The 25,662-nt window shown below is 69.5% G+C and carries 26 protein-coding genes; 13 read left to right on the top strand and 13 right to left on the bottom strand.

What is annotated here, in order from left to right; genetic code table 11:
* Both N4P33_RS06975 and N4P33_RS06970 read right to left on the bottom strand, forming a co-directional pair.
* Positions 1-934, bottom strand: a 934-nt coding sequence (locus tag N4P33_RS06975) for a phosphoribosyltransferase domain-containing protein (protein ID WP_399028846.1), incomplete at its 3' end; no start/stop codon positions are given.
* Between the two features lie 43 nt (positions 935-977).
* A complete protein-coding gene (locus N4P33_RS06970; RefSeq protein WP_260825416.1) occupies positions 978-2,144 on the bottom strand; it encodes an HpcH/HpaI aldolase/citrate lyase family protein in 1,167 nt (388 codons plus the stop codon).
* Positions 2,145-2,299: 155 nt separating this feature from the next.
* Between N4P33_RS06970 and N4P33_RS06965 the strand changes: the two genes are divergently transcribed.
* Entirely contained in the window at positions 2,300-3,094 is a 795-nt protein-coding gene (locus tag N4P33_RS06965; protein ID WP_260825415.1) for a TerD family protein, read from the top strand.
* A gap of 118 nt (positions 3,095-3,212) precedes the next feature.
* On the opposite strand, the gene N4P33_RS06960 is transcribed toward N4P33_RS06965, so the two are convergent.
* The 6 genes from N4P33_RS06960 to N4P33_RS06935 all read right to left on the bottom strand — a co-directional run bounded on the left by N4P33_RS06960 (position 3,213) and on the right by N4P33_RS06935 (position 7,574).
* A complete protein-coding gene (locus tag N4P33_RS06960) occupies positions 3,213-3,950 on the bottom strand; it encodes a Tellurium resistance (protein WP_260825414.1) in 738 nt (245 codons plus the stop codon).
* 58 nt (positions 3,951-4,008) lie between these two features.
* The gene (locus N4P33_RS06955; protein WP_260825413.1) at positions 4,009-5,148 is read right to left on the bottom strand and encodes a DUF475 domain-containing protein; all 1,140 of its coding nucleotides are present in this window, start codon (positions 5,146-5,148) and stop codon (positions 4,009-4,011) included.
* A gap of 50 nt (positions 5,149-5,198) precedes the next feature.
* A complete protein-coding gene (locus N4P33_RS06950) occupies positions 5,199-5,774 on the bottom strand; it encodes a TerD family protein (RefSeq protein ID WP_260825412.1) in 576 nt (191 codons plus the stop codon).
* Positions 5,775-5,867: 93 nt separating this feature from the next.
* Positions 5,868-6,443, bottom strand: a complete 576-nt coding sequence (locus N4P33_RS06945) for a calcium homeostasis/redox stress adaptation protein (protein ID WP_159532298.1) — start codon at positions 6,441-6,443, stop codon at positions 5,868-5,870.
* Positions 6,444-6,556: 113 nt separating this feature from the next.
* Positions 6,557-7,015, bottom strand: coding sequence for a peroxiredoxin (locus N4P33_RS06940; RefSeq protein WP_260825418.1), 459 nt, complete (start codon positions 7,013-7,015; stop codon positions 6,557-6,559).
* A gap of 121 nt (positions 7,016-7,136) precedes the next feature.
* Complete coding sequence (locus N4P33_RS06935; RefSeq protein ID WP_016826463.1) at positions 7,137-7,574, bottom strand: DUF3052 domain-containing protein; 438 nt, start codon at positions 7,572-7,574, stop codon at positions 7,137-7,139.
* A 421-nt stretch (positions 7,575-7,995) separates the two neighbouring features.
* Between N4P33_RS06935 and aceE the strand changes: the two genes are divergently transcribed.
* Together aceE and N4P33_RS06925 are read left to right on the top strand one after the other, a co-directional pair.
* Positions 7,996-10,743 (top strand): pyruvate dehydrogenase (acetyl-transferring), homodimeric type, encoded by a 2,748-nt coding sequence (aceE, locus tag N4P33_RS06930; RefSeq protein WP_260825410.1) that lies wholly within the window; start codon positions 7,996-7,998, stop codon positions 10,741-10,743.
* An 82-nt stretch (positions 10,744-10,825) separates the two neighbouring features.
* A complete protein-coding gene (locus tag N4P33_RS06925) occupies positions 10,826-11,566 on the top strand; it encodes a potassium channel family protein (RefSeq protein ID WP_260825409.1) in 741 nt (246 codons plus the stop codon).
* Here N4P33_RS06925 and N4P33_RS06920 read toward each other — a convergent pair.
* Positions 11,551-11,859 (bottom strand): small hydrophobic protein, encoded by a 309-nt coding sequence (locus N4P33_RS06920; protein ID WP_260825408.1) that lies wholly within the window; start codon positions 11,857-11,859, stop codon positions 11,551-11,553. The two genes, N4P33_RS06925 and N4P33_RS06920, sit on opposite strands and share 16 nt — an antisense overlap.
* A 280-nt stretch (positions 11,860-12,139) precedes the next feature.
* Positions 12,140-13,759, bottom strand: coding sequence for an MFS transporter (locus N4P33_RS06915; RefSeq protein WP_260825407.1), 1,620 nt, complete (start codon positions 13,757-13,759; stop codon positions 12,140-12,142).
* A 111-nt stretch (positions 13,760-13,870) separates the two neighbouring features.
* On the opposite strand from N4P33_RS06915, the gene N4P33_RS06910 reads away from it, so the two are divergent.
* The 3 genes from N4P33_RS06910 to N4P33_RS06900 all read left to right on the top strand — a co-directional run bounded on the left by N4P33_RS06910 (position 13,871) and on the right by N4P33_RS06900 (position 16,759).
* Complete coding sequence (locus tag N4P33_RS06910; RefSeq protein WP_260825405.1) at positions 13,871-14,533, top strand: TetR family transcriptional regulator; 663 nt, start codon at positions 13,871-13,873, stop codon at positions 14,531-14,533.
* Between the two features lie 81 nt (positions 14,534-14,614).
* Positions 14,615-15,844: an alpha/beta hydrolase family protein gene (locus N4P33_RS06905; protein WP_260825403.1), complete on the top strand. Its 1,230-nt coding sequence runs from the start codon at positions 14,615-14,617 to the stop codon at positions 15,842-15,844.
* A 66-nt stretch (positions 15,845-15,910) separates the two neighbouring features.
* A complete protein-coding gene (locus N4P33_RS06900) occupies positions 15,911-16,759 on the top strand; it encodes a DUF4429 domain-containing protein (protein ID WP_260825402.1) in 849 nt (282 codons plus the stop codon).
* Between the two features lie 77 nt (positions 16,760-16,836).
* Here N4P33_RS06900 and N4P33_RS06895 read toward each other — a convergent pair whose 3' ends face one another.
* Together N4P33_RS06895 and N4P33_RS06890 are read right to left on the bottom strand one after the other, a co-directional pair.
* A complete protein-coding gene (locus tag N4P33_RS06895; protein ID WP_260825401.1) occupies positions 16,837-17,853 on the bottom strand; it encodes an aldo/keto reductase in 1,017 nt (338 codons plus the stop codon).
* Positions 17,850-18,317, bottom strand: coding sequence for a MerR family transcriptional regulator (locus N4P33_RS06890; RefSeq protein WP_260825400.1), 468 nt, complete (start codon positions 18,315-18,317; stop codon positions 17,850-17,852). The genes N4P33_RS06895 and N4P33_RS06890 overlap by 4 nt, the downstream gene beginning before the upstream one ends.
* 97 nt (positions 18,318-18,414) lie before the next feature.
* Here N4P33_RS06890 and N4P33_RS06885 point away from each other — a divergent pair, with 97 nt between their 5' ends.
* Positions 18,415-18,885 (top strand): GNAT family N-acetyltransferase, encoded by a 471-nt coding sequence (locus N4P33_RS06885; protein ID WP_260825399.1) that lies wholly within the window; start codon positions 18,415-18,417, stop codon positions 18,883-18,885.
* 18 nt (positions 18,886-18,903) lie between these two features.
* The gene (locus N4P33_RS06880; RefSeq protein ID WP_260825397.1) at positions 18,904-19,722 is read left to right on the top strand and encodes a serine hydrolase; all 819 of its coding nucleotides are present in this window, start codon (positions 18,904-18,906) and stop codon (positions 19,720-19,722) included.
* On the opposite strand, the gene N4P33_RS06875 is transcribed toward N4P33_RS06880, so the two are convergent.
* Positions 19,719-20,372 (bottom strand): pirin family protein, encoded by a 654-nt coding sequence (locus N4P33_RS06875; RefSeq protein WP_260825395.1) that lies wholly within the window; start codon positions 20,370-20,372, stop codon positions 19,719-19,721. The two genes, N4P33_RS06880 and N4P33_RS06875, sit on opposite strands and share 4 nt — an antisense overlap.
* A 261-nt stretch (positions 20,373-20,633) precedes the next feature.
* On the opposite strand from N4P33_RS06875, the gene fasR reads away from it, so the two are divergent.
* From fasR to fabF, 5 genes are all read left to right on the top strand, one after another.
* On the top strand, positions 20,634-21,839 hold the full coding sequence (fasR, locus tag N4P33_RS06870; protein ID WP_260825393.1) for a fatty acid biosynthesis transcriptional regulator FasR: 1,206 nt from the start codon (positions 20,634-20,636) through the stop codon (positions 21,837-21,839).
* 89 nt (positions 21,840-21,928) lie between these two features.
* Positions 21,929-22,852, top strand: a complete 924-nt coding sequence (locus tag N4P33_RS06865) for an ACP S-malonyltransferase (RefSeq protein WP_260825391.1) — start codon at positions 21,929-21,931, stop codon at positions 22,850-22,852.
* A gap of 22 nt (positions 22,853-22,874) precedes the next feature.
* Complete coding sequence (locus tag N4P33_RS06860) at positions 22,875-23,876, top strand: ketoacyl-ACP synthase III (RefSeq protein ID WP_260825390.1); 1,002 nt, start codon at positions 22,875-22,877, stop codon at positions 23,874-23,876.
* 102 nt (positions 23,877-23,978) lie between these two features.
* Positions 23,979-24,227 carry an acyl carrier protein gene (locus tag N4P33_RS06855; protein ID WP_004931691.1) on the top strand — a complete coding sequence of 83 codons (249 nt, stop codon included), beginning with the start codon at positions 23,979-23,981 and terminating at the stop codon, positions 24,225-24,227.
* Between the two features lie 87 nt (positions 24,228-24,314).
* Positions 24,315-25,586, top strand: coding sequence for a beta-ketoacyl-ACP synthase II (gene fabF / locus N4P33_RS06850; RefSeq protein ID WP_260825385.1), 1,272 nt, complete (start codon positions 24,315-24,317; stop codon positions 25,584-25,586).
* Positions 25,587-25,662: the final 76 nt, after the last annotated feature.

Genomic DNA, 25,662 nt, shown 5'->3' with positions numbered 1-25,662 from the left:
GCCAGCGCAGATCGATGGGAGTGGTGCGGTGGGGTGGCGACTGCGGCTGGGTGGGGGCTGATCGCGCAGTTCCCCGCGCCCCTAGGGGACTACGCTGCCGACGCTCGGAGGACTTACCCAGGGGCGCGGGGAACTGCGCGACCGGCCACGACGGCGCCGCAGACGACGAAGCACCGGACCCGGCACTCTCTTCCTCGTACCGCGCCACCAACGCCTGCCCCTTCTCCAGCACCCCCTCAGGCAGCCGCACCGTCCCCGAAGCCGCCGCCACGAGATCCACCCGCGCACCGATCTCCCGGGCGAACTCGCGCAAGCGACCCGCATCCGCAGCCGACCGCATGTCCACCAGAGCGACCACGACATACCACCGCCGCGGATACCGCTCATGAAGATCGCGCACGGTGTTGAGCACCGTGTTCCCCGTCGAGAACTCGTCGTCGACCAGGACCAGCGGCCCCTCACCCGCCAGCAGCCCAGGATCCTCCGGCAGCAGCAGATGGGACGTCGCGTGGGAGTGGGACTCCTCGAAGCCGCCCGCCGGGTCGACGCCGGGGACGGGGCGGCGGGTGGAGTGGAGGTAGGGGGCGACGGCCAGGCCGTCGGCGACCGAGTGGCCGAGCCCCGTCGCGGTCTCCGCGTAGCCGAGGACCACGGCCCGCCGCGCCTCGTCGCCCAAAAGCTCGCGCACCCGGCGGCCGAGGCGCACGCCGTGGCCGTAGACCACGGACGGCGACTGGGGTACGTGCTTGCCGAGGACGTTGGACACCAGCAGATGCGCCCGCTTGGGGTTGCGGCGCAGCGCCAGTCCCAGCAGCTCGGTCAGGTTCTCGTCCCCGACCAGCTCGACTCCGAGCCGCTCGGTGACCCAGCTGCCGGACCAGACGTCTCCGGCCCGCGTTTCCCGACGCACCCCGCGGTGCACCCCCTCGTTCACAGTGCTTGCTCAGCCTTCTCGGTCTTCTCTGTCATTGTCCGCGTCACTGCGCCAGCCCGGCCGCGAGCAGCTCCACGAAGCCGATGTCCTCGTTGGCCACGCCGAAGACCTCCGCGCGCAGCAGGGTCCGCTCCGCCCAGGCGCGGTGCGGCTTCACCTCGTTCATCTTGTTCGTGTACGCCGATCTCAGTACACCCCCACCGCCGCGTTCCGGCCGCAGGATGTCCTGGGCGTCAGTGAACTCCTCGTGGCTGACGACGGACAGCGCGTGCACGGGCAGCACGTGGGAGGGGTGAATGCAGGTCTTGCCGAGCAGGCCGTTGGCCTGGTCGAGGGAGATCTCGCGCAGCAGGCCGTCCATGGCGTGTTCGATCAGCTTCTGGCGCAGTTCGACGGCCTGGAGCTCCAGGAAGGGGCTCTGCCGCAGCTGGGGTTTGAACATGCGCTCCTGGACGCGGAAGTACTCCCACACGGGCCCGGTCACGGTGAAGCCGCTGCCGTCGGCGCGGGCCAGCATGTTGACCACGTCGGCGATGACGGAGGCGACGATCTGGATGTCGTAGGCGGTCATGTCGGGGCCGCGGCGCAGCCCGTAGGAGGAGCAGAAATCGGTCACGCCGAGGCGCAGCGCGAGGACCCGGTCGCGGTACTTGCCGACCGCGCGGGCGATGCCCTCCAGGGTCTCCACGCGTGACTCGCGGTAGAGCAGCTCGGGGGACTCCAGGACCGGCATGGCGAACAGCCGGCGTCCGGCGGCCGCCTCGGCGACGGCGAGGGCCTCCAGGAACGGCATGCCGCGTTCCTCGGTGAACTTCGGCAGCACGAATCCGGACAGCAGCCGGACGGCCGCGCCGAGGCGCCGTACGAGGTCGGCGATCTGCTCGGGGGTGCGCACGCGGATGAACAGCAGCGGCAGGTCCGCGTCGGGCCGCCCGGCGAGGTCGGCGAACTGGCGGACGAGGTTCTCCTCGCCGGCGCACACGTCCGCGTCGTCGATGGAGTCCTCCAGGCACAGCACCATCGAGACCACACCCCGTCCGGCCTGCTTGACGATGTCGTCGGCGAGGCGGGGGCGGGTCGCGGGGCTGTAGAGGGTCGCGCCGAGGGCCGCGGAGAGCAGCCGGGCGGGCGAGTCCGGCGTGAAGACCCCGGGCTCCTGGAAGAAGAGACGTTTCCGCACCTCAGGGGCGATGTGCCCGAAATGACGCATTGAACTCCCCGTGTGAAGTGTCGGAAGGTGGCCGGTAATAGTACGTAGAGATCGATGTCCGGGGTTCCCAGCGGGCATGAACTTCACGTAACCCCGCCGTGTCCACCGCCTACCCCGCATTGTCGTGACCAGGACGGAGAAGGCAGGATGACCGCATGACGCACGCGATGCTGAAGGGGTCCAACGTCCCGCTCGAGGTCACCACGGTACGTGCTGTGCTGCGCTGGTCGCCCGGTCAAGGGGTGCCGGACGTCGACGCCTCCGCGCTGCTCCTCGGCCCCGACGGTCGTGTGCGATCCGACGAGGATTTCGTCTTCTACAACCAGCCCCGGCATCCGTCGGGGAAGGTCTGGCGGCTCGGCAAGAAGCGGGTTGCCGAGGGCCTCACCGACACGATCCAGACAGACCTCGCCGGTGTCGAGTCCGGCGTCGGCCGGATTCTGCTGGTCGCGTCGGCGGACGGCGTCACCTTCGACCGCGTACGGGCGTTGCGCATCCTGCTGTACGACGCGCAGGACACGGAGGGGGAGCCGCTGGCGTACTTCGACGTCAAGCCGGAGACGGGGCAGGAGACCGCGCTGATCTGCGGCGAACTGTACCGGCGCGGGAAGGGCTGGAAGTTCCGCGCGCTGGGCGAGGGCTACTCCAACGGACTGAAGGGCCTGGCAACGGACTTCGGCATCTCGGTGGACGAGTCGGAGGCGGAGCCTGCGGCGCCTGAAGCGCCGGTTGCCGAACCGCCGACCCAGGTGCAGGTGGCCGCGCCGCTGCCGCCGGAGGTACCGCCCCCGCCGGCGTACGGCTACCCCCAGCAGCCCCCCTCGACGCAACCGGCGTACGGCTACCCCCAGCCGACCAGCCCCGCCTACGGCTACCCTCCGGCTGCCGCCGCCACCCCGGACCCGGACTTCCGCCTACCGCCCCAAGGGCCGCAATTCATCGGACGATGAGCTATCTCAGGGGCGCGGGGAACTGCGCGGTGGGCGCCTAGCAGCTCGGGGCGCCATGTGGTCGTGCGGGTGCGGCTGCGTCGTGGCTGGTCGCGCAGTTCCCCGCGCCCCTTAGGGACTATCTCTGCACCTTTGTTTTGAAGCCCCGGCCCCACTGCAAGCCCCACCCGTACAGGCGGTCTATCTCGGCCTGGAAGCCGTAGACGAACTTGACCTCCCTGCGGACGATGATCTCGTTCTTCACGTTCTCGATCATCACGACCGCACAGGACCGCGCCTGCGGCTGGCGTTCGTCGAGGCCGATCTCGATGCGGGGGCCGTTGCTGGGGTAGAGGGTGACGACCGCGTGGGTGCGGTCGAACGCCGGGGTCTGGTCGTAGATGTAGGCGAAGACCAGCAGGCGTTTGATGTTCTCGCGCTGGTCGAGGTTGACGTAGATCGTCTCGCCGGACGCCGAGCCGAAGCGGTCGTCGCCGCTGAGTTTGACGTACGGCGGTGCGTTGACGTCGCCGAGGAAGCCGCCCAGCGGCTGGACGACGCCCTTCTTGCCGTCCTGGAGCTCGTACAGGCAGCCGAGGTCGAGGTCGACGTTGACCATGCTCTGGCTGTGCCCGACGACCTCCGGAGGCTTGAGCGCCTTGAAGGGATGCCGCAGCAGACTCTCGCGCTGGGAGCCGCCGAGGTCGGACGTGCGCATCCGCCAGCTGAGGTTGATGCGCAGATGGCCGGTGGCCGCGCCCTGTTTCGTCAGGGAGACCTGACTGTGCCGTTTGGTCAGTTCGATGGCGTTGGTGGCCGCGTTGCCCGAGTCGAAGTCCGTCCCTCGTCCGCGCCACAGCCCGTCCAGCAAGCCCATTCCCGCCCCCAGTCCGCTTGTCGAACCCCGCCCAGAGCGTTCCTCACCCGGGAGGCTGTCACACCCCGGAGGAGACCTCAGTCTTCGTGTCCGCGTTTCCCTCGGCCGCCGCGAGCGCCTTGTTGCGGCGCACGGAGGACCAGAAGGACCAGCCGATCAGGACGACGCCGATGAGGCCGGTGACAATCTCGTTGATCTCGTACTGGATGGTGACGAGCAGGATCATCGCCAGGGCGCCGATCGCGTAGTGCGCGCCGTGCTCCAGGTAGACGTAGTCGTCGAGGGTGCCCTGGCGGACCAGGTACACGGTGAGCGACCGGACGTACATGGCGCCGATGCCGAGGCCGAGGGCCATCAGGACGATGTCGTTGGTGATGGCGAAGGCGCCGATCACGCCGTCGAAGGAGAACGACGCGTCCAGGACCTCCAGGTAGAGGAACATGAAGAACGCGGCCTTGCCGGCCAGGGCGATCGCCGACTTGGGCTTGCCCTCGCGCGTGGCCTTCTCCTCCTCCTCGTGCTCGCGTTCCTCCTCCTCTTCGAGCTTGTCCTCGAAGAAGCCGGACAGACCGCCCACGATCATGTAGGTGATCAGGCCGGCGATGCCGGACAGGAAGACCGTCTCGGTCTTGTCGGCGTGGGCGCCGCCGTGCTGGTGGGCGTGGGCGCCGAAGAACGTCGCGGAGATCAGCAGCACGATCAGCGCGATGCAGACCGACAGCATGTCGATCTTGCCGAGCTTGGCCAGCGGGCGCTCCAGCCAGCCGAGCCACTTGATGTCGCGGTCCTCGAAGATGAAGTCGAGGAAGATCATCAGCAGGAACATGCCACCGAACGCGGCGATCGACGGGTGGGCGTCGGTGACGAGTTCCTGGTAGCGGTCCTTGTCGCTGAGCGCGAGGTCGACGGCCTCGATCGGGCCGAGCTGCGCGCTGACCGCGACGATGACGACGGGGAAGATCAGCCGCATACCGAAGACGGCGATCAGGATGCCGATGGTGAGGAAGATCTTCTGCCAGAAGGCATTCATCTTCTTCAGGATTCCGGCGTTGACCACCGCGTTGTCGAAGGACAGCGAGATCTCCAGGATGGAGAGGATCGCCACGATGCCGAAGGCGGTCCACCCCCCGAAGAGAACCGCCGCGACCAGGCCGAGCGCGGTGACCGCGAACGACCAGCCGAAGGTTTTCAGAACCACTGGCTACCCCATCGTGTAAGCACGGGTCTCCCCCGCTGCCGTACTCGGCTTTACGAAACGTTGACTCCGAAGTCTAGAGCGATGCCGCGCAGCCCCGACGCGTACCCCTGTCCCACCGCACGGAACTTCCACTCGCCCTGGTAGCGGTAGAGCTCGCCGAAGATCATCGCGGTCTCCGTGGAGGCGTCCTCGCTCAGGTCGTAGCGGGCGAGTTCCTGGCCGTCGGCCTGGTTGACGACGCGGATGAACGCATTGCTGACCTGGCCGAAGGTCTGGCCGCGCTCGTCGGCCATGTGGATGGAGACCGGGAAGACGATCTTGTCGCACTGCGGCGGCACCTTGGGCAGGTTCACCAGCAGGGACTCGTCGTCGCCGTCGCCTTCGCCGGTGAGGTTGTCACCGGTGTGCTCCACCGAGCCGTCCGGGCTCTTGAGCTGGTTGTAGAAGATGAACCACTCGTCCCCCATGACCCGGCCGCCGCTGCACATCAGGGCGCTGGCGTCGAGGTCGAAGGGGGCTCCGGTGGTGGAGCGCGCGTCCCAGCCGAGCCCGACCATCACCTGCGTGAGGTTGGGTGCGGCCTTGGACAAGGAGACATTGCCTCCCTTGGCGAGCGTGACGCCCATGCTGGTCCCTCCCCGGGTTGCTTTCTCAGGTGGTCCTGCGCGTCCGGCGCCGCACGTAAACCGTGCGGCGCCGGACGTTGCGAGGCTATGGCCTCAGACGTTCACACCGAAGTCCTGCGCGATGCCGCGCAGGCCCGAGGCGTAGCCCTGGCCGATGGCGCGGAACTTCCACTCCGCGCCGTGCCGGTACAGCTCGCCGAAGACCATCGCGGTCTCGGTGGAGGCGTCCTCCGAGAGGTCGTAACGGGCGATCTCGGCCCCGCCGGCCTGGTTGACGACGCGGATGAACGCGTTGCGCACCTGGCCGAAGGACTGCTGGCGGTTCTCGGCGTCGTAGATGGAGACCGGGAAGACGATCTTCTCGACGTCCGCCGGGACCGTGGCGAGGTTGACCTTGATCTGCTCGTCGTCGCCCTCGCCCTCACCGGTGAGGTTGTCACCGGTGTGCTCCACGGAGCCGTCCGGGCTCTTGAGGTTGTTGAAGAAGATGAAGTGCTGGTCGCTGGCGACCTTGCCCGAGTTGTTCAGCAGCAGCGCGCTGGCGTCCAGGTCGAAGTCGGTGCCGGTCGTGGTGCGGACGTCCCACCCCAGTCCGACGATGACCGCCGTCAGGCCCGGCGCCTCCTTGGTCAGCGATACGTTGCCGCCCTTGCTGAGGCTGACTCCCACGAGTCCTCCATTGGTGTCCAGGGGCGGGAAGCCCCGTAGTGCGTTCGATGTCGGATCAACGAGTCGATCCTAGTGAGGGGTTCCCGGCCCCCGCAGGCCCGCAGGCCGAAGAATTACAGGGTGTCGAGCGCCTTGACGTACTCGGTGAGGTCGCGGGCGTCCGGCAGGCCGTTGACGACCGTCCAGCGCACGACGCCCTCCTTGTCGATGATGAAGGTGCCGCGCACGGCGCACCCCTTGTCCTCGTCGAAGACGCCGTAGGCGCGCGAGACGTTGCCGTGCGGCCAGAAGTCCGACAGCAGCGGGTACTCGAGGTTCTCCTGCTCGGCGAAGACGCGCAGGGTGTGGATGGAGTCGTTGGAGACCGCGAGGAGCTGGGTGTCGCGGTCGGAGAACTGCGGCAGGTTGTCGCGCAGCTCGCACAGCTCGCCGGTGCACACGCCGGTGAAGGCGAAGGGGTAGAAGAGCAGGACCACGTTCTTCTGCCCGCGGAAGTCGGACAGCTTCACGGTCGCGCCGTGGTTGTCCTTCAGCTCGAAGTCGGGAGCCTTTTCGCCGACCTGGATCGCCATCGTCGTGTTCATCCCCTTCGGTGGGCCGTACGGACGATGACCACCTTACGCAGCGGGAAGGAAAAGCCGCCGGACGGGCTGATGAAGATCAGCCCGTCCGGTCGTCACGTGTGAGGAACGGTCACCGCTTCGACTTGGCCGCCTTCGGCGTGGCCAGCCTGCTGCCGCTCCAGTCCTTGCCGACGCTGACGCTCTTGGACGCCGTCAGGCCCGCCGTGGTGGCGGCTTCCGAGATGTCGCTCGGCTCCACGTACCCCGCACGGCCGGTCTTCGGCGTGAGGAGCAGGATCGCGCCGCCCTCTTCGATGTACGTGGTGGCATCCACCAGCGCATCCGTCAGGTCGCCGTCGTCGTCGCGGAACCACAGCACAACGGCGTCGGCCACGTCGTCGTAGTCCTCGTCGACGAGGTCGCTCTCGATGACGCCCTCAATGGCCTCGCGGAGCTCCTGGTCGACGTCGTCGTCGTAGCCGATCTCCTGGACCACCTGCCCGGGCTGGAACCCCAGCCTGGCGGCAGGGTTCGTCCGCTCCTCCGCGTGGTCCGCGGTCGCGCTCACGGGTTGCCTCCTGATCATGTCTTGGGAATAACTCAGCCACGCGCGTGCGCGAAGCATTGGCCGTAGTCCACACGGGCGGGACGGATCGCGCAAGTACCCGGCCGTCCAGACCGCCGAAACGGTGACGTTTGGGGCCGGGTCACCGCAACTCCAGGCACACCATCATGGCCCGCGGTGACATACACCACACCTTTGTGCCCCGTTTGGGCGTTTGGGAACCGTCTGTGGGTACGAGACTCGAATGAGTTCGCCCCTTACGTTCCCACACCGCTCCCCGCCCGCTCGCACCGCGGGTTACCTCGCAGTAGAGATGACGTTTACGGCCCCGAGGTGGACCATGGGAGCGGCGCAGACCCGGCCCGTCCGGCGACAACAGCGAAGCAGCGGCCGTCCTTCGGCCCTCTGACAGGTAAGGAACAGCGTGGCTTCCGCATCCGATCGCAACCCGATCATCATTGGCGGCCTTCCGAGTCAGGTTCCTGACTTCGACCCCGAGGAGACGCAGGAGTGGCTCGACTCCCTCGACGCCGCCGTCGACGAGCGCGGCCGGGAGCGGGCCCGCTATCTGATGCTGCGGCTGATCGAGCGGGCCCGCGAGAAGCGCGTGGCCGTGCCCGAGATGCGCAGCACGGACTACGTCAACACGATCCCCACCCGCGCGGAGCCGTTCTTCCCGGGCAACGAGGAGATCGAGCGCAAGATCCTCAACGCCACGCGCTGGAACGCGGCGGTGATGGTGTCCAGGGCCCAGCGCCCCGGCATCGGCGTCGGCGGCCACATCGCCACGTTCGCGTCCTCCGCCTCGCTGTACGACGTGGGCTTCAACCACTTCTTCCGCGGCAAGGACGAGGGCGACGGCGGCGACCAGGTCTTCTTCCAGGGGCACGCCTCCCCCGGCATCTACGCTCGCGCGTATCTGCTGGACCGGCTCAGCGAGCAGCACCTGGACGGCTTCCGCCAGGAGAAGTCGAAGGCGCCGTACGGGCTGTCGTCGTATCCGCACCCGCGGCTGATGCCGGACTTCTGGGAGTTCCCGACCGTGTCGATGGGCCTCGGCCCGATCGGCGCGATCTACCAGGCGCGGATGAACCGCTACATGCACGCGCGCGGGATCGCCGACACCTCCAAGTCGCATGTGTGGGCGTTCCTCGGCGACGGCGAGATGGACGAGCCGGAGTCGCTCGGCCAGCTCACCCTCGCCGCGCGCGAGGGCCTGGACAACCTGACCTTCGTCGTCAACTGCAACCTGCAGCGCCTCGACGGCCCGGTGCGCGGCAACGGGAAGATCATCCAGGAGCTGGAGTCGGTCTTCCGGGGCGCCGGCTGGAACGTGATCAAGCTGATCTGGGACCGCACCTGGGACCCGCTGCTCGCGCAGGACCGGGACGGGATCCTGGTCAACAAGATGAACATCACGCCGGACGGCCAGTTCCAGACGTACGCCACCGAGACCGGCGCGTACATCCGCGAGCACTTCTTCGGCGACGACCACCGGCTGCGCGCGATGGTCGAGGGCATGACCGACGACCAGATCCTGCACCTGGGCCGCGGCGGTCATGACCACAAGAAGATCTACGCGGCGTACAAGGCGGCCGTGGAGCACAAGGGCCAGCCGACGGTCATCCTCGCCAAGACCATCAAGGGCTGGACGCTGGGCCCCAACTTCGAGGGCCGCAACGCCACGCACCAGATGAAGAAGCTGACGGTCGACGACCTCAAGCGCTTCCGGGACCGGCTGCACCTGCCGATCTCCGACAAGGACCTCGAGTCCGGACTGCCGCCCTACTACCACCCGGGGCGCGACAGCGAGGAGATCCAGTACATGCACGATCGCCGCAAGTCGCTCGGCGGTTACGTGCCGACGCGGGTGGTGCGGTCGAAGCCGCTCGCGCTGCCCGACGACAAGACGTACGCGACCGTGAAGAAGGGCTCCGGTCAGCAGTCCATCGCCACGACCATGGCGTTCGTCCGGCTGCTGAAGGACCTCATGCGGGACAAGGAGATCGGCAAGCGGTTCGTGCTGATCGCGCCGGACGAGTACCGCACGTTCGGCATGGACTCGTTCTTCCCGAGCGCGAAGATCTACAACCCGCTTGGCCAGCAGTACGAGGCGGTGGACCGCGATCTGCTGCTCGCCTACAAGGAGGCGCCGAACGGGCAGATGCTGCACGACGGCATCTCCGAGGCCGGCTGCACGGCGTCGCTGATCGCGGCGGGCTCGGCGTACGCGACGCACGGCGAGCCGCTGATCCCGGTGTACGTCTTCTACTCGATGTTCGGTTTCCAGCGCACCGGCGACCAGTTCTGGCAGATGGCCGACCAGCTGGCGCGCGGTTTCGTGCTGGGCGCGACGGCGGGCCGTACGACGCTGACCGGCGAGGGGCTCCAGCACGCGGACGGCCACTCGCAGCTGCTGGCGTCGACCAACCCGGGCTGTGTCGCGTACGACCCGGCGTTCGGGTACGAGATCGCGCACATCGTGAAGGACGGGCTGCGCCGGATGTACGGCTCGGACGAGGAGAACCCGCACGGCGAGGACGTCTTCTACTACCTGACCGTCTACAACGAGCCCATCCAGCACCCGGCGGAACCGGAGAACGTCGACGTCGAGGGCATCCTCAAGGGCCTGTACCGCTTCAGCGAGGGCACGTCCGGATCGATCCCGGCGCAGATCCTCGCCTCCGGAGTCGCGGTGCCGTGGGCGATCGAGGCGCAGAAGATCCTCGCCGAGGAGTGGGACGTCAAGGCGGACGTCTGGTCGGCGACCTCCTGGAACGAGCTGCGGCGTGAGGCGGTGGCCTGCGAGGAGCACAACCTGCTGCATCCGGAGGAGGAGCAGCGGGTGCCGTATGTGACGCGCAAGCTGAGCGGGGCGCAGGGGCCGGTGGTCGCGGTGTCCGACTGGATGCGGGCGGTGCCGGACCAGATCGCGCGCTGGGTGCCGGGGGCGTATCAGTCGCTGGGGGCGGACGGGTTCGGGTTCGCGGATACGCGGGGGGCGGCGCGGCGGTTCTTCCACATTGACGCGCAGTCGATTGTGGTGGGGGTGCTGACGGAGTTGGCGAAGGAGGGGAAGGTCGATCGGTCTGTGCTTAAGCAGGCCATTGATCGGTATCAGTTGCTGGATGTTGCCTCGGCGGATCCGGGGGTGGCGGGCGGGGACGCGTAGCCGTCTGCGGGGGCTCGGGGGCTGGTCGCGCAGTTCCCCGCGCCCCTGAAGGGGCGCGTTGCAGGCGGCCTACGATTCCCGCATGAAGGAAACGACCGCGCAGGTGCGCTGGGAGCGGCGGACTCAGCGGCCGCTTCTCTGTCTCGCTCTCGCCTTTGCCGTTGCCTATGCCGTGCCGATTGTGGAGCCGGATGCCAGCGCCGATGTGGTGGAGCTGTGCACCGCCGTGGAGTGGGTGGTGTGGGGGGCGTTCGCGCTGGACTATCTGGTGCGGCTCTGGTTGTCCGAGCACCGGGTGCTGTTCGTGCGGACGCACTGGGTGGATCTGGTCGCCGTGCTGCTGCCGTTGATCCAGCCGTTGCGGCTGCTGCGGGTGGTGTCCACGCTGCTGCTGGTCGGGCAGCGGGCCCGGCTGGCCTCGCAGATCCGGCTCACGACGTATGTCGCCGGGTCGGTGGTCGGGCTGCTGATGTTCGGCTCGCTCGCGGTGCTCTCGGTGGAGCGGGACTCACCAGACGGGAACATCCGGAACCTGGGCGACGCGGTGTGGTGGTCGTTCACCACGATGACGACCGTGGGGTACGGCGACCACGCCCCGACGACGGGTCTTGGCCGGGTGCTGGCGGTCGGGCTGATGCTGTCCGGGATCGCGCTGCTCGGTGTGGTGACCGCGAACATCGCCGCGTGGTTCATCGCCCGCTTCGAGAAGGACGACCTGGAGGAGCGGCGCCAGACGGAGGCCATCGAGGTGCTGGTGGAGGAGGTACGGGCCCTCAGGGCCGAGGTGGCCGAGCTGAGGGCCGCGCGTCAGAACATCCCGTAGCCCATGGTGCCCGCTCCGGCCAGCCAGATGATGGCCAGGAGGGTGTCGATGGCACCGAGGACGAGGGCGACCAGGGCCGGTACCGGGCGGGAGCCCGCCCAGGTGCGGCCCATCGCGAGCCAGCCGCAGACCATCGCCACGGGGCCGAGAATGATCCCCAGGACGAAGAATCCGGCGACGGCACAGACGAGTCCGATGATGCCCAGCGTCGCGCGATCCGGCCCGGTCCGTGACCACGTCCGGCCACGTGAGCGGGGGTGCCTGCGCGTGCCGTGTCCGAAGCTCGCCATCATCAACTCCCTGCTCCCCGTGGTTGGTTGAGGTTTTTTCGGGGTGCTTGACAGGGCGGGTACCCCGGCTTCGGCGGTGAATTCACGCCGGGCACGGCAGGAGAGGTTCAGGCAGCGCTGCTGCAAGGGTGCTGCTTGCGCGCTGCCCCCCTCCAGCAGCGCGCCGCAGCCGTCGTCCTCCAGCCCTGCGGAGGACTTGACCCACTGTGACCTGCGGGGCCCTCCACGAGGAAGGGATCACCGCTCGTTCACCCTGATAGGCGAACTCGGTCCCGAGGGGCCGTCAGATGTGGCCGACGCCCGCGCCGGCCTCCGCGTTCGCGCCCCGCTTGGTGAGGAACGCGACCAGCACCGCCACGGCGGCGACTCCGGCGGCGACCAGGGACGCCAGGCTCATGCCGGAGATGAAGGTGTCGTGGGCGACGTCGGTGATCTTCGTGGCGATCGCCTCGGGGGTGCCCGGGGGGACCGGCGCCGCACCGACCTGAACGGCCTCGGACGCCTGGCCGGCCTGCTCGGGGGTGAGCGGCGGGAGACCGGCATCCGTCCAGTTGCCCTCGAGGTCGCTGTCGACCTTGGAGGCCATCACGGCGCCGAGGACAGCCGTACCGAGGCTGCCGCCGATCTGCATCGCGGCCTGCTGGAGTCCGCCGGCGACACCGGAGAGCTCCATGGGCGCGTTGCCGACGATGACCTCGGTGGCGCCGACCATGACGGGGGCGAGGCCGAGGCCGAGGACAGCGAACCAGAGGGACATCACGCCGCTGCCGGTGTCGGTCTCCAGGGTGGACATGCCGTACATGGCGAGCGCGGTGAGCGCCATGCCGCCCGCCAGCGGGACACGCGGGCCCACCTTGGTGATCATCGCGCCTGCCAGCGGGGAGCCGACGATCATCATGCCGGTGAGCGGCAGCAGGTGCAGACCGGCGTCGATCGGGCTCATGCCGTGCACGTTCTGCAGGTAGAACGTGACGAAGAACAGGCCGCCCATGAAGGCGATGGCCATGAGGACCATGAGGACCACACCGGCGGACAGCGGCACGGAGCGGAACAGCGCCAGCGGGATCAGCGGCTCCTTGACCTTGGTCTCCCAGAGGGCGAAGAGCGCGAAGCCGACGACCGAGGCGCCGATGAACGCCCAGGTCTTGCCGTCGCCCCAGCCCCACTCGGGGGCCTTGATCAGCGCCCAGACCAGGCAGAACATGGCCGCCGACAACAGGGCGATGCCCAGGACGTCGAACGAGCGCGGCGCGTTCTCGGCGCGGTGGTCGAGCAGGATCCACACTCCGAGGACGACGGCGAGGATGCCGACCGGCACGTTGATGAAGAACACCGACTGCCAGTTCACGTGCTCAACGAGGACACCGCCGAGGATCGGGCCGCCCGCGGTGGAGGCGCCGATGACCATGCCCCAGATGCCGATGGCCATGTTGAGCTTCTCGGCCGGGAAGGTGGCCCGCAGCAGGCCGAGCGCGGCCGGCATCAGCAGGGCGCCGAAGAGGCCCTGGAAGACACGGAAGACGACGACGAGCGCGATGCTGTCGGACAGGCCGATCGCACCCGAGGCGGCGGCGAAGCCGACGACGCCGATGAGGAAGGTCTGGCGGTGGCCGAACCGGTCACCGAGCTTGCCCGCGGTGATCAGAGAGACCGCGAGAGCGAGGAAGTACGCGTTGGTGATCCACTGGAGCTCGGACAGGCTGGCGCCCAGGTCCTTGCCGATCGCCGGGTTCGCGATGGCCACGATGGTGCCGTCGAGGGCCACCATCATGACCCCCACGGCGACGGTTATCAGCGTGAACCAGGGGTGGCCGCGCAGCCCCTTGCGCGGGCTCGCGTCCGACGGGGCGACCGGTGCTTCGTCCCCCGGCCCCGTCTTGTCGATGGTGGTCTGACTAGTCATGCGTTCGAGGCTAATGTCAGCCGCTGACAGTTGACAAACCAATTCACTAGTCGGTACCTGACACGACATACGCGTATAGCCTGAACTGGGGAAACAGTTCGAGGAGGAGCCATGGAGACGGCCGGGACCGTCGTGGGCGGACTGCCGCGGCCGAATCTGCGGGAGCGCAAGAAACAGCGCACCCGGGACGCCCTGGTGCGGGCCGCGCTCGAACTGTTCGCCACGCGCGGGTACGAGGGGACGACCGTCGACGACATCGCCGCCGCCGTCGACGTCTCCCAGCGCACCTTCTTCCGCTACTTCGCCAGCAAGGAGGAGGTGGCGTTCTTCGTCCCGCGGCTCGCCGAGTCTCAGGTCGTCGAGGCCGTGCGCGGGCGCCCACCCGGCGAGCCGCCCCTGGAGTCGCTGCGCCGGGCGGTGCTGGACAGCTGGGACGACATCAACGCCACCGTCGAACAGCTCGTCCCCCTGGAGCTGCACCTACGGGTCTACCGGGTGATCGAGTCGACGCCCTCGCTGTTCGCCGCCCATCTGCGCCGGGCGACGGAGCTCGAGGAGGAACTGGCGCGCATCATCGCCGAGCGCGAAGGGCTCGACATGGACGCCGATCCCCGGCCGCGCATCCTGGTCGCCGCGTTCGGCGGGGTGATCCGGGTCACCGAACGACTGTGGTCCACCGGCGACGACTTCAGCCTCGCCGCCATGCGGGACCTGATGACGACGTACCTGGACCAGGTGGGTCCGGCTCTCGCGGGGAACTGGCGTACGAGTTGATCCCCGTATCGACACACTGAAACGTGATCCCAGTCACTTGGTTAACGCGAGACCCTCTCGTTCTCCTAGTGTGTCCTCCCAGTGACTTCCTTCGACACCACCCCGCTAGGGCCTGCCTCCCTCAACGTCTGGCGCGCGCTGCTCGCGCTCGCCGTCGTCTTCGTGATGCTGGCGACCACCGGCTGGACCGCGATGCGGCACCATCGCGAGGCCACCGAGCTGCAGAAATCGCTGAGCGCCTGGGAGCGCGGCCGGATAGCGGGGCACCGGCTGCCGGACGCCGACGCGGCACCGGCCCGGCTCGCCCGGTTCTTCGCCTCCCTCACCGAAGGACAGCGCGCCACCCTCGCCCGCCGCTACCCGCTCGCCGTGGGCAACATGAACGGCGCCCCCGTCGAGCTGCGCTACCGCGCCAACCGCATCGCCCTCGGGCAGGCCCGCGCCGTCGAACGCGAACGCGTCCACGACGAGCGCCTCACCCCGGACGGGCAGCGGCAGGCGGCCCGCCGGCTCGACCGGCTGGAGGCGCTGATGAGCCCCGGCCGCCACATCCTCGCCTTCGACCCGTCCGGCTCCGGCCGGGTCGCCGAGGTCTTCGGCAGCCTCCGCGAGGCCGAGCGGGTCTCGGTCGTCGTCCCCGGCGTCGACACCGACCTGCTCACCTTCCAGCGCACCCGCCGCGCGTACTCGGCGCCCGTCGGCATGGCCAAGTCCCTCCACGCCGCCGAACGCGAGGCCGACCCCGGCACCCGTACGGCCGTGATCGCGTGGGCCGACTACACCGCGCCCAGCGGTCTCGGCATGGACGCCGCGACCGCGATGCGCGCGGAGGACGGCGCGGTGCGCCTCAACGCGATGCTGCGCGGACTGCCCGGTACTTCACCGGTCTCGCTGTTCTGCCACAGCTACGGCTCCGTGGTGTGCGGGCTCGCCGCCCGCGACCTGCCCGGCCGGGTCGCCGACATCGCCGTGGCGGGCAGCCCCGGCATGCGCGTCGAGCGGGCCGCCCAGCTGAACACCTCCGCCCGGGTGTGGGCGATGCGGGACGCCGACGACTGGGTCCAGGACGTGCCGTACCTGGAGGTCGGCGGGCTGGGCCACGGGGCGGATCCGGTGTCCGCCGGGTTCGGGGCGCGGGTGCTGTCGGCGCGCGAGGCGAAGGGGCACAGCGGCTACTTCGTCCCGAACACCGACAGCCTGCGGAACTTCGCCGAGATCGGGGTCGGCGCGTATCGCGCGGTGGCCTGCGCCGACGACAACGGGGGCTGCCGTGCGGATTTGTCCGCCACGACCGCGTCCGGACGCGCGTAGAGACGGAGAAACTGCGGTATGCGCGGGGAGGGGACGAAGAAGCTCGTGCCGCATACGATGAGCCGCATGGGTGACGTACTGGCCGGATTTCATGCCGCCTGGGAGTTCGAGTCCGACTCCGTGCTCATCCGCTACGAACGGGGCATTCGAACACCCAAGCTGTTCGCGGCCCTCGGGGAGCGGCGTGTGCCGCTGGAGGCCGTCGAGGGGGTGACCCTCACCCCGGGCAGGCGCGGCACGGTGGTGCTGCGGATGGAGCCACGGCCCGGCGCGGATCCGCTGATGGAGGCGGCGGCCGGGCAGTTGAAGGAGAGCTGCGATCCGTACCGGCTGGTGCTGCCGGCCGAGCGCGAGACGCTCGCGGAGTACTACGCCGAGGAGTTGCGCGCGGCGCTGACCGAGTCCGGGCCCGCGGAACGCCATCTGGTGGCCGCGCCGGAGGCTCCGCTGCAGTTCAAGGCGTATGACGGGAAGGCGTCGTTCGACGGTACGGCGGTGTCCTTCCGGTGGTTCTGGACGGGGGCGTCGTCGGCGAAGTGGAAGGCGGGCGATCAGCGGTTCCCCGTGGGTGAGTTGAGCGGGGTGGAGTGGCGGTCGCCGGAGGTGTTCGAGGGGCATCTGCGGCTGCTGCGCCGGGATGCGGGGGCCTCGCAGCCGGCGCAGGCCGATCAGGATCCGGCTGCGGTGGTGTTCGGGTTGGGGTATGGGCCGGTGCATGAGTCACTGCCGTTTGCTGCGGCTGTGTTGGCGGCGGTGCGGACGTGTGAGCCGGTGCCTGTGCCTGCGGCGGCTGTGCGGCGTGATCCTGCGGATATTGCCGAACGGATTCGTCACCTTGGGGAACTGCATCAGGCGGGGCTGGTGACGGATGAGGAGTTTGCTTCTAAGAAGGCGGAGTTGTTGGCGGAGCTTTAGCGTCTGCCGGGTTCGGTGCGTTTGTGACTGCGGGTGCGTTGTGGCTTGTCGCGCAGTTCCCCGCGCCCCTAACTTCTTCACTCGCGTCCGGCAGAAGTGAAGCGCATGTCTGCGTAGCGGTTGCCTGCGACCTTTGTTGCTAGCGGGTCCAGGAGGGCCAGTTCCTCCTGCGTGAGTTTGATGTGGGTTGCCGCCGTGTTCTCCTCCACCCTTTGGGGCTTGCGGGTGCCCGGGATGGGGATGACTGGGAGGTTGTGGAGCTGGGACTGGTGGTGGACCCAGGCCAGGGCGATCTGGCCGAGAGTGGCTCCGTGGGATGCGGCGATCTCACGCAGCGGAGCGAGCAGGGCCGCGTTGGTCGTGGCGTTCTCGCCTGTGTAGCGGGGCTGTTGACGGCGGAAGTCGTCGGGGGTGAGGTCCTGCTCGGCGTTGGTGAAGGAGCCGGTCAGGAAGCCCCGGCCCAGGGGGGAGTACGGGACCAGGGTGACGCCGAGGTCGCGGGCGGCCGGGACGACCTTCGCCTCGATGTCGCGGCTGAACAGGGACCACTCCGACTGCACCGCCGCGATGGGGTGCACGGCGTGGGCGGCGCGGAGTTCGTCGGCGGTGACCTCGCTCAGGCCCAGTTGCTTGACCTTGCCCTCGCGGATCAGGTCGGCCATCACCCCGACGGTCTCCTCGATCGGGACGTTCACGTCGCGCCGGTGCATGTAGTAGAGGTCGATCACGTCGACGTCGAGGCGCTTCAGGCTCGCCTCGACGGCCTGGCGGATGTAGGGCTCGTCGTTGCGGATGACGCGGCGGGTCGGGTTGTCCGGGTCGAGGGACAGGGCGAACTTGGTGGCGATGAGGAGTTCGTCGCGGTGGGCCTTGAAGAACGGGGAGAGGAAGCGCTCGTTCTCGCCCGCGCCGTACATGTCGGCCGTGTCGTAGAGGGTGACGCCGAGTTCCAGGGCGCGCTCGAGGGTCGCGCGGGAGGCGTCCGTGTCCACGGGGCCGTAGGCGAAGCTCATCCCCATGCAGCCGAGGCCCTGTACGCCCACCTCGGGGCCGTCGGTGCCGAGTCGTGCCGTGCTGATCCTGCCGTCGGTCATCGGGACCTCTCCGACGCCAGGGGCTGCCCGGCGTCCGCGTAGATGCTGATCTTGTGGTCGAGCACCGCGAGGGTGCCCTGGAGTTCGGCGATCCGGGCGAGGACGTCCTCGCGGGTCGCCTTGAGCAGTGCGCAGCGCTCGGCGTACGTGTGGTCGCCCTCGCGCACCAGTTCGGCGTAGCGCACCATGTCGGCGACCGGCATTCCGGTCAGGCGGAGCTTGCCGACGAGCGCGAGCCAGTCGAGGTCGCGGTTGGTGTAGCGGCGCTGGCCCGTGTGGGAGCGGTCGATGTGCGGCATCAGCCCGATGCGCTCGTACCAGCGCAGGGTGTGCGCCGAGAGCCCGGTGAGGGCGGCGACCTCGCTGATCGTGTACTTGTCCGCGCCGTCCGGCCGTCGGCTGCCGCGCTCCGGCGGTCCTGCGCAGGTGTCGGTCCTGGTACCCGTGGTCTCCGTCACCGTCATGACCTCAACGCTAGATCCCTTGAGTGCACTCCAAGCAAGCGACGGCGGTAAGAAATCGGCAGGACCCGGCGGACGCCGGGTGGCTACCGTGCGGGGCATGAGTCTTGTACGGCGTGCGGTGCCCGGGGACGCGGAGGAAGTGCTGCGGCTGCGTCAGGTGATGCTCGACTCGATGGCGAGGGGGGACACGTCCACTCAGTGGCACAGCGAGTCGCTGCCGGGACTGCGGGCCAGGCTCGCGGAGGCGGACGGGAGTTTCGCGGCGTTCGTGGTCGACCATCCGGAGCGGGTGGGGGCGCTGGCCTCGCTGGTCGCGGGCACGGTCGACTACCGGATCGGGAACGCCCGCGATCCGTACGGCTCGGCGGGTTTCGTCTTCAGCGTGGCGACCGATCCGGACGCCCGGCGGCGGGGGTACGCGCGGGCCTGCATGGAGACGCTTCTCGAGTGGTTCCGGGAACGCGGGGTGCGACGGGTGCGTCTAACCGCGTCCGCGGCGGCGGAGCCGCTGTACGTGTCGATGGGCTTCGAGCCCAAGCCCGACCCTTTGCTGGAGCTGCGTCTGTGAGCGCTTAGGCTCGTCGGCATGTCGCTGAAGAGTCTTGCCTTGATCGAGAACTGGCCGGTTCCCGCCGCCGCGGCGGGTGTCGTGCGGGCGGACGGGACCGTCCTGGGCAGCCACGGGCCTGTCGGCCGGCGCTTCCCGCTGGCCTCGGTCACCAAGCCGCTGGCCGCGTACGCGGTGCTGGTGGCGTACGAGGAGGGCGCGATCGAGCTGGACGAGCCGGCGGGGCCGCGGGGCTCCACGGTGCGGCATCTGCTCGCGCACACCTCGGGGCTCGCCTTCGACGAGCACCGGGTGACGTCCGCGCCGGGTGAGCGCCGGCTGTACTCCAACGCCGGGTTCGAGCAGCTGGGCGATCATGTCGCGAAGGCGACGGAGATCCCGTTCGGCGAGTATCTGCGGCAGGCGGTGCTGGAGCCGCTGGGGATGACGTCGACGTCGCTCGAGGGCTCGCCCGCGAAGGACGGGGTGTCGACGGTGGAGGATCTGCTGCGGTTCGCGGCGGAGGTGCAGGCGCCGCGGCTGCTGGATCCGCGGACGGTCGCGGAGGCGATGACGGTCCAGTACGCGGGCACGAAGGGCGTGCTGCCGGGCTACGGCCACCAGAACCCCAACGACTGGGGTCTCGGCTTCGAGATCCGTGACTCCAAGTCGCCGCACTGGACGGGCTCTTCGTCCTCCCCGCGTACCTTCGGGCACTTCGGCCAGTCGGGCACGTTCCTGTGGATCGACCCGGACGCGGGCGCGGCCTGCGTGGCGCTGACGGACCGTGCCTTCGGGCCGTGGGCGATCGAGGCGTGGCCGCCGTTCACGGACGCGGTGCTGGCCGAGATCGATTAGCCGCGCATCTCCCAGAGCAGGAGCTCGGCAGCGCTCACGCCGACCGCCTCGACGTCTTTCGCGTCGGTGATGCGCGCCGCGTCGCCCGCGCTCAGCGTCTCGCCGTCCAGGCGGATGTCACCCCGTACGACGTGGGCGTACACGTACGCGGCATCGGGTACGGCGGTCCGCTCCCCTGCCCGGAGCCGGCGCACATGGAGCATGGCGCCGGCCTCGGGGAGGGCGTACGGCGTGGAGTCCGCGATGCCGTGGACGACCTCGTAGCAGGGCTCCCCGCCGGGCTCCAGCGGGGCCAGCCACATCTGCAGGAAGGTCAGTGGCTCGGTGCCGTCGTTGCGCTCCACGTGCCGCACCCCGGACGCCGCGCTGAGCCGCTGCACGTCCCCGGCGCGCACCACGTTCTCGTTCCCCGCGGAGTCCCGGTGGGTCAGCTCCCCCTCGACCACCCAGGTCACGATCTCGGTGTGGCTGTGCGGATGCTCGTCGAACCCGGCCCCGGGCGCCAGCCGCTCCTCGTTGCAGGCGATCACCGCCCCGAACCGCAGATTGTCCGGGTCGTAGTGGGGCCCGAAGGAAAACGCGTGCCAGGACTCGATCCCGGCCCCCGCATCCCCGCCCCGATACCGCTCACGCCCACGCCATACGTCCATCACCCGACCCACGGTAGCCCCGCCGAGGCCCGGCCCGGACCGCCATAGGGCAAGGGCCCACCAAGGCCCGCTGTCCCCCGGCGCCGGCCGCGAGGGAGCCGCAGGGGGCGCGCCGGTGTCGAGACGGTGAGCGCGCGGAGGCCCGAAGGGTCGAGCACGGTCGCCGTCTCGACACCGGCACAAAGCGCCCCCGGAGGCGACCGAGCCATCAAGCACAGCCCTGCTATCCGCTCGGCCGTCCCGATAAGGCAGTCTTGTCCCGTGCCCGAACCCGAAACCAGCAAGACTCATGGCGCCGCACGCCCGGCTCATCCGCATGCCGCGACGCTGAAGCGGCTGGAGAAGTCGTCCGGCTCTCTCGCCGCGCAGGCGATCGCGCGGATGGACGAGACGCTGCCCTGGTACCGGGCTATGCCACCGGAGAACCGTTCCTGGATCGGGCTGGTCGCCCAGGCGGGCATCGCCGCGTTCACCGAGTGGTTCCGGCGCCCGGACGCCCCGCAGGCGATCTCCACCGACGTCTTCGGCACCGCGCCGCGTGAGCTGACCCGGGCGATCACGCTGCGGCAGACCGTGGAGATGGTGCGCACCACGATCGAGGTCATGGAGTCGGCCATCGACGAGGTCGCCGCCCCCGGCGACGAGTCCATCCTCCGCGAGGCCCTCCTCGTGTACGCGCGGGAGATCGCCTTCGCCACCGCGCAGGTGTACGCGCAGGCCGCCGAGGCACGGGGTGCCTGGGACGCGCGGCTGGAGTCGCTGGTCGTGAACGCCGTGCTGAGCGGTGAGGCCGACGAGGGGGCCGTGTCGCGGGCGGCGGCGCTGGGCTGGAACTCGCCCGAGCACGTGTGCGTGGTGCTGGGCACGGCACCCGACGGTGACTCGGAGCTGACGGTGGAGGCGATCCGGCGGGCCGCCCGGCACGCCAAGCTCCAGGTGCTGACCGGGGTGCTCGGCGACCGGCTCGTGGTGATCGCGGGCGGCAGCGACAATCCGCTGGCCGTCGCCAAGTCGCTGATCGGGCCGTACGCCCCGGGCCCGGTCGTGGCGGGCCCGGTGGTGCCGGATCTGCTGGCCGCGACCCGCTCCGCGCAGGCCGCCGCCGCGGGCCTGAAAGCGTGTTCGGCCTGGCAGGACGCCCCGCGCCCGGTGCTGGCGGACGATCTGCTGCCGGAGCGCGCGATCGCCGGAGACCCGAGCGCCCGCGAGCAGCTGGTGGAGGAGATCTACAGACCGCTGGAGGAGGCCGGGGCGGCGCTCCTGGAAACGCTGAGCGTCTATCTGGAGCAGGCGAGCAGCCTGGAGGGCGCCGCGCGGATGCTGTTCGTTCACCCCAACACCGTCCGCTACCGGCTCCGACGTGTGACTGACGTCACCGGCTGGTCACCCTCTGACGTACGCTCTGCCTTCACACTGCGCATCGCCCTGATCCTGGGGCGTCTGGTCGACGGTGATCTCCAGCTCTAGTCTTTTGTCGGGGCTCCACAAAACCCCTTCGTGTTCTTCGTCCTTGTCCTCACGGGCGGCTTCGGCCGTCCCCAAGAGAGAGTGTGAGAGTGCTCGTACTCGTCGCTCCCGGCCAGGGCGCCCAGACGCCCGGCTTCCTGACTGAATGGCTCGAACTCCCCGGCGCCGCCGACCGCGTCGCCGCGTGGTCCGACGTCATCGGCCTCGACCTCGCCCACTACGGCACGCGGGCCGACGCGGACGCGATCCGCGACACGGCAATCGCCCAGCCGCTGCTGGTCGCGGCCGGACTGCTGTCGGCGTCGGCACTCGGTGACATCGCCCAGATCGCCCCGGGCGCCGTCGCCGGTCACAGCGTCGGTGAGATCACCGCCGCCGCCTTCGCGGGCGTCCTGGACGACAAGTCCGCGCTGAGCCTGGTCCGCAAGCGGGGTCTGGCCATGGCCGACGCCGCCGCGATCACGGAGACCGGCATGGCGGCGCTGCTCGGCGGCGCCCCCGAGGTGACCGTGCCGCATCTGGAGAAGCTGGGCCTGACCCCGGCGAACATCAACGGCGCGGGCCAGATCGTCGCGGCCGGCACCAAGGAGCAGCTGGCCGCGCTGGAGGCGGACAAGCCCGAGGGTGTGCGCAAGGTCGTCGCGCTGAAGGTCGCCGGTGCCTTCCACACGCACCACATGGCCCCGGCGGTCGACACGCTGGCGAAGGCCGCCGCGGACCTCACCCCGGGCGACCCGCAGGTCACCTACGTGTCGAACAAGGACGGCCAGGCCGTCGCGACCGGCGCCGAGGTGCTTCAGCGTCTGGTCGGCCAGGTGGCGAACCCGGTGCGCTGGGACCTGTGCATGGAGACGTTCAAGGAGCTCGGGGTCACCGCGCTGCTCGAGGTCTGCCCGGGCGGCACCCTGACCGGCCTCGCCAAGCGTGCGCTGCCCGGCGTGAAGACGCTGGCCCTGAAGACCCCCGCCGACCTCGACGCGGCCCGCGAGCTCATCGCCGAGCACGCCGCCTGATCGCCTTAAGGAGCCCACCCGCATGGCGAAGATCAAGCCCAGCAAGGGCGCCCCGTACGCGCGCATTCTCGGCGTGGGCGGCTACCGGCCCACCCGGGTCGTGCCGAACGAGGTGATCCTCGAGACGATCGACTCCTCCGACGAGTGGATCCGCTCCCGTTCCGGCATCGAGACCCGGCACTGGGCGTCCGACGAGGAGACCGTCACCGCGATGTCGCTGGAGGCGTCCGGCAAGGCCCTCGCCGACGCGGGCATCTCCGCCGAGCAGATCGGCGGCGTGATCGTCTCCACGGTCTCGCACTTCCAGCAGACCCCGGCGGTCGCCACCGAGATCGCCGACAAGCTGGGCACGGACAAGGCCGCCGCGTTCGACATCTCGGCGGGCTGCGCGGGCTTCGGCTACGGCCTCACCCTCGCCAAGGGCATGATCGTCGAGGGTTCGGCGGAGTACGTCCTCGTCATCGGCGTGGAGCGGCTGAGCGACCTGACCGACCTGGAGGACCGGGCGACGGCCTTCCTGTTCGGTGACGGCGCCGGCGCGGTCGTCGTCGGCCCCTCGCAGGAGCCCGCGATCGGCCCGACCGTGTGGGGCTCGGAGGGCGACAAGTCCGACACCATCAAGCAGACCGTTCCGTGGACGGACTACCGCACCGGCACGGTCGACAAGTTCCCTGCGATCACGCAGGAGGGCCAGGCGGTGTTCCGCTGGGCCGTGTTCGAGATGGCGAAGGTCGCCCAGCAGGCGCTGGACGCGGCCGGTATCGCCCCGGACGACCTGGACGTCTTCATCCCGCACCAGGCCAACGTGCGGATCATCGACTCGATGGTGAAGACCCTCAAACTGCCGGAGCACGTCACGGTCGCCCGTGACATCCGCACCACCGGCAACACCTCGGCCGCCTCGATCCCGCTCGCGATGGAGCGGCTCCTGGCGACCGGCGAGGCGAAGAGCGGCGACACCGCGCTCGTCATCGGCTTCGGGGCGGGTCTCGTCTACGCCGCGACTGTCGTTACCCTCCCCTAGGCACTCCGTGCCGGATCATTCGGTTCGGCACGGTCACCGCAACACCTGCCGCTGACGCGGCGGGCGCCACACCCTCTGGAATCACAACGAAGGAGCGCCGACATGGCCGCCACTCAGGAAGAGATCGTCGCCGGTCTCGCGGAGATCGTGAACGAGATCGCCGGCATCCCGGTTGAGGACGTCCAGCTGGACAAGTCCTTCACCGACGACCTGGACGTCGACTCGCTGTCCATGGTCGAGGTCGTCGTCGCCGCCGAAGAGCGCTTCGACGTCAAGATCCCGGACGACGACGTCAAGAACCTCAAGACCGTCGGCGACGCGACCGACTACATCCTCAAGCACCAGGCCTGATCACCCGATCAAGCCTCTGGGCTGACTGCCCCGCCACCCGGCGGTGGCGCCGTACGAATCCTCGTATCCGTTGGAGAAAGAATTCCCGTGAGCTCGACCAATCGCACCGTGGTCGTCACCGGTATCGGCGCAACCACACCGCTGGGTGGCGACGCAGCCTCTACCTGGGAGGGCCTGGTCGCCGGACGTTCCGGCGTCAAGCCCCTGGAGCAGGAGTGGGCCGCCGAGCAGGCGGTCCGTATCGCGGCCCCCGTGGCCGTGGAACCCACCGAGGTCATCCCCCGGCCGCAGGCCCGCCGCCTGGACCGCTCGGCGCAGTTCGCGCTGGTCGCGGCGAAGGAGGCGTGGGCCGACGCCGGTTTCGAGGCGAAGGCCGGTGAGGGCGCGGACGTCGACCCCGACCGTCTGGGCGCGGTCATCGCCTCCGGCATCGGCGGCGTGACGACGCTGCTGGACCAGTACGACGTGCTGAAGGAGAAGGGCGTCCGCCGCGTCTCCCCGCACACCGTGCCGATGCTCATGCCGAACAGCCCCTCGGCCAACGTGGGCCTGTTCGTGGGCGCCCGCGCGGGCGTGCACACGCCGGTCTCGGCGTGCGCGTCGGGCGCGGAGGCCATCGGCTACGCCATCGAGATGATCCGCACCGGCCGCGCCGACGTCGTCGTCGCGGGTGGTACGGAGGCGGCGATCCACCCGCTGCCGATCGCCGCGTTCGGCAACATGATGGCGATGAGCAAGAACAACGACGACCCGCAGGGCGCGTCGCGTCCGTACGACGTGGCCCGCGACGGCTTCGTCCTCGGCGAGGGCGCCGGTGTGATCGTCCTGGAGTCCGCCGAGCACGCGGCGAAGCGCGGGGCGCGGGTGTACGCGGAGGCGGTCGGGCAGGGTATCTCCGCCGACAGCCACGACATCGTGCAGCCGGAGCCGGAGGGGCGGGGCATCTCGCACGCCCTGCAGAACCTGCTGGAGCGGACCGACCTGGATCCGGCGGAGATCGTGCACGTCAACGCTCACGCTACGTCTACGCCGGCGGGTGACATCGCTGAGCTGAAGGCGCTGCGGAAGGTGTTCGGTGACGACGCCGACCACATGGCGGTGTCGGCGACGAAGTCGATGACCGGACATCTGCTCGGTGGTGCGGGGGGTGTCGAGTCGGTGGCGACCGTGCTCGCGCTGTATCACCGGGTGGCTCCGCCGACGATCAATGTGGAGAACATCGATCCTGAGGCTGAGGCGCATGCGGATGTGGTGCGCGGTGAGGCTCGGAAGCTGCCGGTTGAGGGCAGGATCGCTGCCCTCAATGACTCGTTCGGCTTCGGTGGGCACAACGTCGTTCTGGCGTTCCGTACTGTGTGACAGCGCCGTTGGCTGAGAATGGCCCGGACTCCGTGGTGGAGTTCGGGCCATCGCCGTTGGGGGTCTGTGGTCTGCC

It is taken from the genome of Streptomyces sp. 15-116A, assembly GCF_025290915.1.
In the GTDB taxonomy this organism is placed as follows: Bacteria; Actinomycetota; Actinomycetes; order Streptomycetales; family Streptomycetaceae; genus Streptomyces.
This window is presented reverse-complemented; position numbering and strand designations above follow the sequence as displayed.

Coding starts and splice junctions, on each gene's coding strand:
- N4P33_RS06970 (WP_260825416.1), bottom strand. CDS start 2,144: ATGCGTCATTTCGGGCACATCGCCCCTGAGGTGCGGAAACGTCTCTTC.
- N4P33_RS06965 (WP_260825415.1), top strand. CDS start 2,300: ATGACGCACGCGATGCTGAAGGGGTCCAACGTCCCGCTCGAGGTCACC.
- N4P33_RS06960 (WP_260825414.1), bottom strand. CDS start 3,950: ATGGGCTTGCTGGACGGGCTGTGGCGCGGACGAGGGACGGACTTCGAC.
- N4P33_RS06950 (WP_260825412.1), bottom strand. CDS start 5,774: ATGGGCGTCACGCTCGCCAAGGGAGGCAATGTCTCCTTGTCCAAGGCC.
- N4P33_RS06940 (WP_260825418.1), bottom strand. CDS start 7,015: ATGGCGATCCAGGTCGGCGAAAAGGCTCCCGACTTCGAGCTGAAGGAC.
- N4P33_RS06925 (WP_260825409.1), top strand. CDS start 10,826: ATGAAGGAAACGACCGCGCAGGTGCGCTGGGAGCGGCGGACTCAGCGG.
- N4P33_RS06920 (WP_260825408.1), bottom strand. CDS start 11,859: ATGATGGCGAGCTTCGGACACGGCACGCGCAGGCACCCCCGCTCACGT.
- N4P33_RS06915 (WP_260825407.1), bottom strand. CDS start 13,759: ATGACTAGTCAGACCACCATCGACAAGACGGGGCCGGGGGACGAAGCA.
- N4P33_RS06910 (WP_260825405.1), top strand. CDS start 13,871: ATGGAGACGGCCGGGACCGTCGTGGGCGGACTGCCGCGGCCGAATCTG.
- N4P33_RS06900 (WP_260825402.1), top strand. CDS start 15,911: ATGGGTGACGTACTGGCCGGATTTCATGCCGCCTGGGAGTTCGAGTCC.
- N4P33_RS06895 (WP_260825401.1), bottom strand. CDS start 17,853: ATGACCGACGGCAGGATCAGCACGGCACGACTCGGCACCGACGGCCCC.
- N4P33_RS06890 (WP_260825400.1), bottom strand. CDS start 18,317: ATGACGGTGACGGAGACCACGGGTACCAGGACCGACACCTGCGCAGGA.
- N4P33_RS06885 (WP_260825399.1), top strand. CDS start 18,415: ATGAGTCTTGTACGGCGTGCGGTGCCCGGGGACGCGGAGGAAGTGCTG.
- N4P33_RS06880 (WP_260825397.1), top strand. CDS start 18,904: ATGTCGCTGAAGAGTCTTGCCTTGATCGAGAACTGGCCGGTTCCCGCC.
- N4P33_RS06875 (WP_260825395.1), bottom strand. CDS start 20,372: ATGGACGTATGGCGTGGGCGTGAGCGGTATCGGGGCGGGGATGCGGGG.
- N4P33_RS06860 (WP_260825390.1), top strand. CDS start 22,875: ATGGCGAAGATCAAGCCCAGCAAGGGCGCCCCGTACGCGCGCATTCTC.
- N4P33_RS06855 (WP_004931691.1), top strand. CDS start 23,979: ATGGCCGCCACTCAGGAAGAGATCGTCGCCGGTCTCGCGGAGATCGTG.